The sequence below is a fragment of the Microbacterium sp. ZW CA_36 genome (genome assembly GCF_044987475.1).
Taxonomy (GTDB): domain Bacteria; phylum Actinomycetota; class Actinomycetes; order Actinomycetales; family Microbacteriaceae; genus Microbacterium.
In genome coordinates, this window is record NZ_JBJDRL010000030.1 from 26,118 (window position 1) to 37,585 (window position 11,468).

An 11,468-nucleotide genomic window follows, 5' to 3' on the forward strand; every position below is an offset into this window, starting at 1 on the left:
TCGGTGAGGGATCGGTTCTTGCGGCGTCGGGCGTCAGGCCCAGGGCTGGAGCGCTGCGCGATTGACGCGCTGGTCGTCGCCGCGCGCGGCGCGGAACGCGTCGATGTCGACGTCCGGGGTGTTCAGCACATCCTGCTCGACGACGACCCAGCCGTCGAAACCACGTGCCGCCATGGCATCCATCACCCGCGCGAGGTCGAGGTCGCCGTGGCCGAAGGCGACGAAGGCTCCCGACGACCACACCTCGGTCATCCCCCCGCCTGCAGCGAGGACGCGACGCAGCTCGGCGCGATCGACGTCCTTGAGATGCAGGTGGTTGATGCGGTCCCCCCAGCGCGACACGGCGTCGGCGGGATCGCCGTCGGCGATGAGCAGGTGACCGGTGTCGAGGGTGAGATCGACGTCGACGTGGGCGAGGAAGCGGTCGATCTCGTCGGGCGACTCGACGAAGGTGCCGGCGTGGTGGTGGAACGTCGGCTCGAAGTCGGCGGCGCGCACGATCGCGGCGGCGCGCTCGGTGTTGGCGAAGAGCCGCTCCCAGGCGTGGGCGTCGAGCGCGTCCACCTCGGCACCGCGGCCGGGATGCGCTCGGCGGGTGAGCGACCCGTCGTCGGCGAGCGTGGGCAGCGGCAGCCGGCGGGGCCCCGCCTCGGCGGCATCCGAGAACACGCGCAGGGCGTCGTGCAGCGACGGCAGCGAGGCCTCGAACGCCTCGTCGTCCGACAGCGGCAGCTGCACCCACCCGCCGGCCAGCTCGAGCCCGAAGTGGGCGAGTCGCGCACGCAGCTCGGCGTCGCGGCCGAGGAAGCCCACCGGACCGAGGTCGACGCCGCCGTAGCCGGCATCCGCGAGCACCGCCAGCATGTCGTCGGCCGCCACGGTGGCGGCGCCCTCGGGCGTCATCTCGAAGACGCCGAAGCTCACCGGCGCACCGGCCACCTCGGCGTTCATCGGATCTCCTCGGCACGGGGCATGGGCTTCTCCATCGGGTCTAGAGGTCGGGGTGGACGAGGCGGGCGGCGGCGTCGACCGCGCCCGCAACATCTCCGTCGGGCGGATACAGCAGCGCGCGCCCCGCCGTCAGCCCGCGGACGCCGGGCAGCGCGAGGGCATCCTCCCACGAGGAGAAGGTATCGTCCGGGTCGCCGCCGGAGTCGCCGCCGAGAAGCAGCGTCGGCAGGGTCGTCGCCTGCATCACGCGTTCCATGTCGGGCACGACCGGCAGCTTCATCCAGGTGTACGCGCTGCTGGCGCCGAGCCCGGCGGCGATGGCCATCGAGAGCACGACGGCATCGGGCGTGAGGTCGTTGACGATGCGTCCGCCGTCCCATCGGCTGATGAACGGCTCGATCATGATGGGCATGCGGGCCTCGGCCGCGGCCGTCACCGCACGCGCGGTCGCTTCCAGCGTGGCCGCTGTCGCGGCGTCGGCGAGGTTCACCCGCAGCAGCACCTTGGCGAAGTCGACGCCCGAGCGCACCATCGACGCGACGTCGTAGCCGGTGAAGCGATCGTCCATCTCGAAGCTCGCACCGCGCAGGCCGCCGCGGTTCATCGAGCCGACGACGACCTTGTCGTCGAGCAGCCCGAGCAGCGCGAGGTCGTCGATGATGTCCGGCGTGCCCAGCACTCCGTCGACGCCGGGACGCCCGAGGGCGATCGCGAGCCGCTCCAGCAGCAGGTACCGGCTCGCCATCGCGTCGTCGCGGCCGCCGACCGACAGGGCGCCGCGCGCGGGGTGATCGGCGGCCACGATGAAGAGTCTTCCGTCACCGCGCACGATGTCGCGGCGCGCCCGCGACGACAGGGCCTCCTCGACGGCGTGCGGGCGCTCGGCGCGGAGCGTCCGCAGCGCATGGAAGCCGACCGCGTCGACGACCGCGCTCATCGGGCGTCGCCTTCGGCGCGCAGCGTGAGCTCGAGCCGGCCGGGCGATCGTCCGGTCAGGTAGACGCGCTGACCGTCGGCGGCATCCGTCGCGCCGAGGAACGCGTAGTCCTCGCCGGGGTGATAGCGTCCGGGGCCTTGGGCGGCGTACCCGTCGCCCGCGTCGAAGGCGATGACGCTGTCGCCCACCCGGTAGCGTCCGATGCCGTCCGTGAGGACTGCGGCACCGTCGGCCCGCGTCGTCACACCCTCGAATCGACCGCCGTCCCGGAACGCCAGCTCGAGTGCCCACGGGCTGTCGGGGCCGTCGATCGCGATCGAGACGACGGCGCCGTCATCCGTCGGCCGGATCTCGACCGTGGTGCGCAGGCGCACCTCGTCGCGCGCGCGATCGGGGAACGCCATCGAGCCGAAGAACCGGCCGTCGTCGGTGAGGGCGTACTCGCCCGAGGGCGAACGTCGCGCCGCGTCGATCGGCTGGTAGTAGTGCGCGGACACCGTCTCGGTCAGTTCGTGCCGCAGGACGCCGTCGGGCCCGGGCGCCGAGACCATCCGGTCGGCGCGGAACGGGCCGAGGCCGAAGAAGTCACGGGAGAGGCGCACCGAGTCGAGCACGGCAGCGCCGGCGAACATGCGGAGGAAGGTGGGATTGGCCGACAGGCCGGAGCGGACGCGGCGGAACCGCGGATAGTCGCTTCCGCCGAACACCACGAGGCGCCGGCGCGGTGACGCGGCGACCACCAGGGCGGACTGCTCCCAGCGCTCCCGCGGAGTCGGGGGTGCGGCATCCGGCAGCTCCTCGCCGATGAGCGGCGTGATGAGGAGGTCGGCGAGCACGGCGCCCGGGTGCACCACGCCGGCGCGCAGCGCGCGCGTCGCGGCCCAGGCGAAGTCTCCCCGGCCGAGCTCGACGGCGTACCGCCGGTACGCCGTCAGGTAGGGCGCCACCGGGAACCGGCGCAGCTGATCCTGGCGTCGCGAGTGCACGGTCTCGACGGTGTCGTCGGGATGGATGAGCCCGAGCGTGCTCTCGAGATTGCGGATGACGGCGGCCCGGGCCCCGTCGTGGTCCAGGACGTCGGCGATGACGCTCAGCGACGGGTTCGAGACATACGCCGCGTAGTTCGCGCTGCGCTCGGAGTAGACCCCGTCGGGCGTGATGTCGATGCCCTCGGCGAGCCACTCCGCCGCGCGGTCGCGCAGCTGCGGCGAGGGGCGTCGGCGGTGCAGGCGGGCCAGGGCGGCGGAGATCTCCCAGCGGTGGTTGGGCGTGTGCACGCCGCCCGCGACGAGCGCGGGCTCCACAGCATCCGCGATCGCCCCGAGGTCCGTGGCCAGCGCGGCGAGGGCGTTCCGCGCCTCGGCCGGAGCAGCGCCGATGATGTGCAGCGTGTCGCACACGTCGTTCACCGTGAACGACGAGTCGGGCGGCGAGTCGACGTTGTCGCCGCCGATGAACAGCCCGCCGGCGCCCTGCCGGGCGCGGAGCGCACGCACGCTCTCACGCGCGGCGTCGATGAGCGCCGGATCGCCGGCGTGGGCCGACCGTGGCCACACGTACGCAGCGACGAACAGCTTCGCGCGATCCATGAGGCGGCGGTGCCCGTCGTCGGGAGCGATCGCGGTGACCAGCGACGCGTGAACCTCGTCGGCCACCGCCTCGCTCAGCACCGTATGGAAATGGGAGTCCTCCGCCATCTCAGTCCTTCAGGCCCGAATTGACGTCGGCGTTCATGATCTGCCGCTGGAAGATCGCGAAGAGGATGAGCATCGGGACCAGCGAGATCACCGAGGCCGACAGGAGCACCGACCAGTCGACGTTGTCGGCGCCGACGATGGAGCGCAGGGCGACCTGCAGGGTGTAGCGGTCGGGGTCGCGCAGCACGATGAGCGGCCAGATGTAGTCGTTCCATCGCCACTGGAACGAGAAGATCGCCAGCACGACCGCGATCGGCTTCGCCAGCGGCAGCATGATCCGCCAGAACGCACCGAACTCCGAGACGCCGTCGATGCGCGCCGCCTCGAGCAGCTCGTCGGGGATGGTCTTGAAGTACTGACGGAACATGAAGATGCCCGTCGCGGTGATGATCGACGGCACGATGATGCCGGCGAGGGTGTTGTACAGACCCAGATCGCGCACCACGGCGAACGAGCTCGGCATGATGACCTCGGTCGGCAGCATCGTCGTGGCCAGGATGCAGATGAAGAAGACCTTGAGCCACCATGCCTGGTACTTGGCGAGCGCGTAGCCGGTCATGGCGCTGACCAGCACGGTGAGCACCGTCGTGACGACCGCGACGATCGAGGTGTTGAGGAAGTACTGGGCGAAGTTGAACCGGTTCCAGGCGGTCGTGTAGCCGCTGACCGTCCAGTTCTCGGGGAAGAGCGTCAGCGGCAGGCTGAACAGCTCGGAGCCGGGCTTGAACGAGCTCAGCAGGAACCACGCGACCGGGATGAGGAAGCCCAGGGCGAGGAGCCAGAGCACGAGGGTGCTCGGCAGCGCGCGGAGCGGACGGGACGTGCGCGTGCGTGGGCCGGCGCCGGCGCCGGTGCTGGCGGTGCGGGCGCGGGTCCCGGGTCGAAGAGTCGTCATGCGAGATCGTTCCTCTTGTCGAAGCGCAGCTGGATGATCGCGATGATGATGAGGATCACCATGAGGACCATCGACGCCGCACTGGCGTACCCGACGTCGGCGCGCTCGAATCCGGTCCGGTAGATGTACTGGACGATGAACATGTTCGACGTGCCGGGTCCACCGCCGTTGAGCGCCTGGACCATGGCGAACTCCTTCATCGCCCCGATCGTGGTGAGCAGGATCACCATGAACGAGGTGGGCCGCAGGAGCGGCAGCACGATCCGGTAGAACCGCTGCCAGCCGTTGGCGCCGTCCAGCTGGGCGGCCTCGAGATATGACTGCGGGATGTTGCGGATGGCGGCGATGAACAGCAGCATGTTGAACGCCGTCCCGCCCCACGTGCTCACGATGAGGATGAGCACCAGCGCCAGGTTGGGATTCGTCTCCCACTGCAGCCCATTGCCTCCGAGCATCTCGATGAGGTAGTTCACGAGGCCGAAGTTCTCGCCGAACAGCCACTTCCAGATGACACCGGCCACGATGGGCGAGATGAGCCACGGCAGGAAGAAGATGATCCGCGCCACCGACTTGCCCTTGGCGAAGGTGCTGGTCAGCAGCATGGCGATGCCGAGCGCCGCGACGTAGTGCAGCGGCACCGACAGCAGCGTGTACAGCAGGGTGCGGCCGAGCACGGTGTAGAACACCGGATCCTGCGCGAGGTCGATGTAGTTCTCGGCCCCGATGAACTCGGGTGTGCCGACACCCGAGTAGTCGGTGAACGAATACCAGAGTCCGAGCGCTCCCGGCCACAGGAAGAACAGTGCGAACAGCACCACCGCGACCGCGATGAACACCAGCGGGGCGAGCACGAACCTCGTAGAGCTCCGCCGGGGGCGGCGCGCGCGCCGCGCGCCCCGCCCCACGCTGATGAGCGCAGAAGTCTCGGCACTGCGCCCATCGACGGACTTGGTGGTGGACATGGTCACTCCAGGGCGCCCAGCTGGTCGGTGAACAGCGCGTTGATGTTCGCGATCGTGGTGTCGACGTCCTGCTCGCCGTTGAGGTACTTGACCGTCTCGTCACGCACCGGGTCGCCGTCGGTCGTCACGCCCTGCGCGCCGTACTGCAGTTCCATCGCCTTGATCTCGCCCACGATGTCCGGCGAGGCGGCGATGTCCTGGTTGTAGATGGCGAAGGCGTCCGCGTGCGCCGCGTACGTGATGTCGAGTCCGTCGATCGCGGGGATGAACGACGAGGTCTCCGACAGCTCGGTGTAGTTCTCCGGCTCGTACAGCCACTTGATGAAGTCGTGCGCGGCCTCCTCCTGAGGACCGTCGAAGACGACGACCGACGCGGCGTTGCCGAAGTTGGTCGCGCGCTCCTCCTCCTGCGGCATGTAGACCGAGGCCCACTCGAAGTCGGCGATGTTCACCGCGAAGTCCGCGATCTGCCACGAGCCCGAGAGGTACGAGACCACGTCGCCGCTCTTGAAGAGGGCGTTGGGGTCGGCATCCGACAGCCAGACGGAGCGGGGCATGAACGAGTCGTCGTTCAGGGAGTTGAAGTACTCCAACGCCACCTTGGTCTGGTCGTTGGTGCTGAACTCGCCGCTGTCGTCGGCCTGGAAGTAGTCCGAGCCGAACTCGTACAGGAGCGCCTTGAGGCGGTGCGACGACTTGTCCATCACCATGCCGTAGCTGGTGCCGGTCGCCGCCTGCACCTGCTTCACGGCGGCGACGTACTCGTCCCACGTCCAGATGTCGTCTTCGCTGGTCGGGTACGCGACGCCCGCCTGGTCGAACAGCGTCTTGTTGATGAACATGCCGACCGCCGTGATGTCCGACGGGAGCGAGATCACGTTGCCGTCGTCGTCCTTGTCGGACAGATCGGTGCGGATGTCACTGCCCTCGGTGATGTCCGACAGGTCGGTGGTGACGTTGCGCCACACCGGGTCGACGGCGCCGACGCGGGCGATGGCCGGCAGGTCGTTGGCCTGCGCCGCGTTGCGGAGCTTGGTGGCGAGGTCGTCGTTGGCGATGTCGACGATCTCGACCTTGACGCCGGTCTCTTCCTCGTACTTCTCCGCCATGTGGGCGTACCCGCCGCCCTGGTTGGCGTCGCCCGACAGGAAGAACTGGATCGGCTCGTCGGACTCGCCGGCGTCACCCGAGCTGCACGCCGTGAGCGAGACGGCGGTCAGGGCAGCCGCTGCGAGGGCCAGAGCCACTCGCGTGCGGGATGTGACTGAATGCTTCATTGGACTTCCCTTTCACCCCGGGAGACCAGGGGTCAACGTCGTTGTCGATGAGCGCGGGATTTCGCGCCCCGTGTGTGTCACCGAGCTGGGGCCCGGATCCGATCGCTGATACGATGTTAGGACATTAATGCAAAGTACACCAGCGGGCAAGCGCCTTCCCGTGGAGATCCCTCACATGGGGTAAACGCATTCCACGCGGTAAGGTCGAGCTTCGACGCTCTTCACTCATCGATGAGGAACCCATGGAGATCGCCACCACCCGCCCCGGGTCCGGCACCATCACTCCCCGCGCCCGCCTCCACTCGGACGCTCCGCAGCAGACGCTGGACGGCACGTGGCGCTTCCGTGTCTCGCCGTCCCTGCGTACCGCTCCCGACGAGTGGCGCACCGAGGACGCCGCCGGCTGGGGGGCGATCGAAGTGCCCGGCCACTGGAACCTGCAGGGCTACGGATCACCCGCCTACTCCAACGTGCAGATGCCCTTCCCGGTCGACCCGCCGCACCCGCCGGACGCCAACCGGATCGGCGACTACCGGCTGGACTTCCACGCCTCGCCGTCGGTTCTCGCCCACGGTCGCAGGCTCCTGCGCTTCGACGGGATCGAGTCCGCCGCCGAGGTCTGGCTGAACGACACCCTGCTCGGCACGACGCGCGGAAGCCGGCTCACCCACGAGTTCGACGTGTCCGGCATCCTCGCCGACGGCGTGAACCGCCTTGCCGTGCGCGTGGCCCAGTTCAGCGACGCGACGTACCTCGAGAACCAGGACATGTGGTGGCTGCCGGGGATCTTCCGCAGCGTCACCCTCCTCGGCCGGCCGGACGGCGGCATCGACGACCTCTTCGTCCACGCCGATTACGACGCGCGGGCCTCCGAGGGGATCCTCGACATCACCGCTGTCGTGGACCAGGGCGGGACCGCCCGCCTCACCATCGCGGAGCTCGGCATCGACGACGTTGCCGTGGGCGAGAGGCTGCGCGTCGCGGGCGTCGAGCCGTGGACCGCGGAACGGCCGCGCCTGTACGAGGCGACCGTGCGCACCGGCAGCGAGGCGGTCACGGTGCGGATCGGGTTCCGGCGGGTCGAGGTGCAGGACGCACGCCTGCTCGTCAACGGTGCGCCGATCATGCTGCGCGGCGTGAACCGGCACGAGCACCGTCCCCGGCACGGCCGCGTCTTCGACGCGGAGGTGGCGCGCGACGAGCTGCTCCTGATGAAGCGCCACCACATCAACGCGGTCCGCACGTCGCACTACCCGCCGCATCCCGACGTCCTCGATCTGTTCGACGAGCTCGGCTTCTGGGTCATCGACGAATGCGACCTCGAGACGCACGGCTTCGAGCACGTGGGCTGGCGCGGCAACCCGAGCGCCGATCCGGCCTGGCGCGACGCCTTCCTCGACCGCATCCGCCGCACGGTGCACCGCGACAAGAACCATGCGAGCGTCATCATGTGGTCGCTCGGCAACGAGTCGCATGCCGGAGCGAACCTCGAGGCGATGGCGCGGTGGGCGAAGCTGACCGACCCGAGCCGGCTCGTCCACTATGAGGGCGACCACGAGAGCCGCTACGTCGACGTGTATTCGCGCATGTACGCCCCGCATGACGAGGTGCGCGAGATCGGCGAGGAGACGCTCCGGCCCGCACCGCACGACGCCACCCCTGCCGAGATGCACCGCCGCACGCTCCCGTTCCTCCAGTGCGAGTTCGGCCACGCCATGGGGACCGGGCCCGGCGGACTGCAGGAGTACTGGGATCTGTTCGAAGCGTATCCCCGTCACGCGGGAGGCTTCGTCTGGGAGTGGGTCGAGCAGGGCATCGAGGTCGACGGCCCCGAGGGCGAGGCGCGCATCCTGTACGGCGGTGACTTCGGCGAGGACGTGCACGACGGCAACTTCGTCATCGACGGACTCGTCGACGCCCACCGCACCCCGCGCCCCGGTCTGCTCCACTACGCGGCCGTGATCGCGCCGGTGGTGGTCGACGTCGACGCGGACCGCTCGGCGGTGCGCGTCGCGAATCGCTACGACTTCCTCGACCTCGGGCACGTCGCCGTGCGCTGGACGCGCGTCATCGACGGCGAGGTCACGGCATCCGGCACGCTCGACCTTCCGCCGTGCCCGCCGCGGACGACCGTCGCCGTCGACCTGCCCGCAGAGTGCCGGACGGATGCCGCGTCCCGCGTCGCCGATGTGCTCACGGTGGAGGCGGTGACGACCGTCGCTGCCCCGTGGGCGGACGCCGGCCACGTCGTCGGAAGCGGGCAGCACGTGACCCAGGGGCATCCCGCCCTGCTGGCGGCGAGCGCCGCCGGGCCGCGCGAGGACCGCGTCGGGGCCGCGCGCTTCGATTCCGCGACGGGCGGCCTCCAGGAGCTGGCGGGCCTGGCGATCACCGGACCGACCGTGGGAGTCTGGCGCGCCCCGACCGACAACGACCGCGACCTCGGCAACGACGAGCTCGACCTGCCGTCGTACGCCGACCGCTGGCGTGCGGCGGGCATCGACCGCATGGTGACGCGCCTAGCGGACATGAGCGCGGATGACGGCGGCCTCCTCGTGCGCACACGGACGGGCACGCCGATCCTCGCCAGCTCGATCGATGCGCGCCTGCGGTGGACCGCGATCGCAGACGACGCCGTTCGCCTCGACGTCGAGCTCGAGCCCAACGATGCGTGGACCACCGAATGGGCCCGGCTCGGCCTGGACTTCGTCCTCGAGGGCGAGCCGCTGGGCGCCGACATCGCCGGGTACGGCCCGATGCCGAGCTACCCCGACCTGCGCTCCGCGGCGAGGTTCGGCTGGTGGCACCTCGACGCCGACGACCTCACCGTCGACAACGTCCGCCCCCAGGAGAGCGGCTCGCGGATGGGGGTCCGTGACGCACGGATCCTCACGCGGGGCGGTGCGCTGCACGTGTCGTCGCTCGACAGCTCGTTCGCGCTCACGGTGTCACGCCACAGCAGGCCGGCCCTCGCCGCCGCAGCACACAACTGGGAGCTGCCCGCCGAAGGCCGCACCTTCGTGTCGATCGACCTGGCCCAGTCGGGCGTCGGCACGGCGACCTGCGGGCCCGGCGTGCTGCCGCGCTACCGGCTGCCCGCCCGATCCGCGGCCATCTCGCTGGTGCTCCGGCACGATCCGGCCTCCGCCTGACCGCACCGCCGGCATCGCTTTCGCGCGCCGGCTGTCCGACCGACCCATCCGAAGAAGGAGCCCCATGACCTCTCCGACCGACGCCTCCGCACGCCTCGACCCGCACTACGAGATCGCCGACATCGACCGGCGCCTGTTCGGCGGGTTCGTCGAGCACCTCGGCCGCCATATCTACGACGGCATCTTCGAGCCCGGGCATCCGTCCGCCGACGGGGACGGGTTCCGCACCGACGTGATCGAGCTCGTGAAGGAGCTCGGCGTCTCGACCATCCGCTACCCCGGCGGCAACTTCGTGTCGGGGTACAAGTGGGAGGACGGCATCGGCCCGAAGGCCGAGCGCCCGCGCCGACTCGACCTGGCGTGGCACTCGACCGAGACGAACGAGGTCGGGCTGCACGAGTTCCAGGCGTGGCTCGACCGCGTCGGCAGCGACCTGATGCTCGCGGTCAACCTCGGCACGCGCGGCACGCCCGAGGCGCTCGACCTGCTCGAGTACGCCAACAGCGACGCCGAGACGGCCTGGACCGACCAGCGCGCGTCGAACGGCCGCGAGACCCCGTTCGCCGTGAAGATGTGGTGCCTCGGCAACGAGATGGACGGCCCGTGGCAGATCGGGCATCTCGACGCCGACGACTACGGCAAGCTCGCCTCGCGCACGGCGAAGGCGATGCGGATGCTGGATCCCGGCGTCGAGCTGGTCGCCTGCGGCTCATCGGGCCGCGGCATGCCCACCTTCGGCTCGTGGGAGCGCACCGTCCTCGAGCACACGTTCGACGACGTCGACTTCATCTCGTGCCACTCCTACTACCAGGAGCACGACGGCGATGCGCAGGAGTTCCTCGCCTCCGGCGTCGACATGGCGCGCTTCATCGAGTCGGTCGTCGCGATCGCCGACACGGTGGCGGCGACGAAGAAGAGCGACAAGCGCATCATGATCTCGTTCGACGAGTGGAACGTCTGGTACCTGCACCGCGAGGACGGCACCGAGTCGGGACACGAGTTCAAGGGCGGCGCCTGGCCGGTCGCGCCCCGCCTGCTGGAGGACAAGTACAACGCCCTCGATGCCGTGGTCTTCGGCGACCTGCTCATCACGCTGCTGCAGCACGCCGACCGCGTGCGCTCGGCATCCCTGGCGCAGCTCGTGAACGTCATCGCGCCGATCATGACCGAGCCCGGCGGCCCGGCCTGGCGGCAGACCACGTTCTTCCCGTTCGCGATCACCTCGCGGCTGGGGCAGGGCCGCGCGTTGCGCGTGCCCGTGTCGTCGGCATCCTTCACGAGCGAGAAGCTCGGCGAGGTGCCGACCCTGAATGCCGTCGCCACGATCGACGACGAGGGCGTGTCGCTGTTCGTCGTGAACCGTTCGACGACGGATGCCACGGACCTGCGTGTCGACCTGGCTCCGCTGGTGCGCGAGCTCGGCCGCGACGTCGAGGTGGTCGAGTCGCACCTGCTGCACGACGACGACCTCTACGCGGCCAACACCCTCGAGAACCGGGAGCGGGTCGGCGTGCGCGGGGCGGCGGCATCCGTCGACGGCGACGTGCTGTCGGTCGCACTGCCCGCCGTGTCGTGGGCAGCGATCCGACTCGCGTGA

At 70.0% G+C, this 11,468-nt stretch carries 8 protein-coding genes; 2 read left to right on the top strand and 6 right to left on the bottom strand.

From position 1 onward, the window contains the following. Nucleotides 1-33 precede the first annotated feature (33 nt). Genes ACI3KX_RS13580 through ACI3KX_RS13605 form a run of 6 tightly spaced genes read right to left on the bottom strand, consistent with a single transcriptional unit; the run spans nt 34 to nt 6,719 of the window. Nucleotides 34-951 carry a sugar phosphate isomerase/epimerase family protein gene (locus ACI3KX_RS13580; RefSeq protein WP_404910062.1) on the bottom strand — a complete coding sequence of 306 codons (918 nt, stop codon included), beginning with the start codon at nt 949-951 and terminating at the stop codon, nt 34-36. Nucleotides 952-991: 40 nt separating this feature from the next. Continuing rightward, nucleotides 992-1,888 (bottom strand): deoxyribose-phosphate aldolase, encoded by an 897-nt coding sequence (locus ACI3KX_RS13585; RefSeq protein ID WP_404910063.1) that lies wholly within the window; start codon nt 1,886-1,888, stop codon nt 992-994. Next, nucleotides 1,885-3,585 carry a hypothetical protein gene (locus ACI3KX_RS13590; RefSeq protein ID WP_404910064.1) on the bottom strand — a complete coding sequence of 567 codons (1,701 nt, stop codon included), beginning with the start codon at nt 3,583-3,585 and terminating at the stop codon, nt 1,885-1,887. The genes ACI3KX_RS13585 and ACI3KX_RS13590 overlap by 4 nt, the downstream gene beginning before the upstream one ends. A gap of 1 nt (nt 3,586) precedes the next feature. Then, entirely contained in the window at nt 3,587-4,480 is an 894-nt protein-coding gene (locus ACI3KX_RS13595; RefSeq protein WP_404910065.1) for a carbohydrate ABC transporter permease, read from the bottom strand. After that, on the bottom strand, nt 4,477-5,442 hold the full coding sequence (locus ACI3KX_RS13600; protein WP_404910066.1) for a carbohydrate ABC transporter permease: 966 nt from the start codon (nt 5,440-5,442) through the stop codon (nt 4,477-4,479). The genes ACI3KX_RS13595 and ACI3KX_RS13600 overlap by 4 nt, the downstream gene beginning before the upstream one ends. Nucleotides 5,443-5,444: 2 nt before the next feature. After that, nucleotides 5,445-6,719 (bottom strand): extracellular solute-binding protein, encoded by a 1,275-nt coding sequence (locus ACI3KX_RS13605; protein ID WP_349425281.1) that lies wholly within the window; start codon nt 6,717-6,719, stop codon nt 5,445-5,447. 242 nt (nt 6,720-6,961) lie between these two features. On the opposite strand from ACI3KX_RS13605, the gene ACI3KX_RS13610 reads away from it, so the two are divergent. Together ACI3KX_RS13610 and ACI3KX_RS13615 are read left to right on the top strand one after the other, a co-directional pair. Then, nucleotides 6,962-9,871, top strand: coding sequence for a glycoside hydrolase family 2 TIM barrel-domain containing protein (locus tag ACI3KX_RS13610; protein WP_404910067.1), 2,910 nt, complete (start codon nt 6,962-6,964; stop codon nt 9,869-9,871). 64 nt (nt 9,872-9,935) lie between these two features. After that, nucleotides 9,936-11,468, top strand: a complete 1,533-nt coding sequence (locus tag ACI3KX_RS13615) for an alpha-N-arabinofuranosidase (RefSeq protein ID WP_404910068.1) — start codon at nt 9,936-9,938, stop codon at nt 11,466-11,468.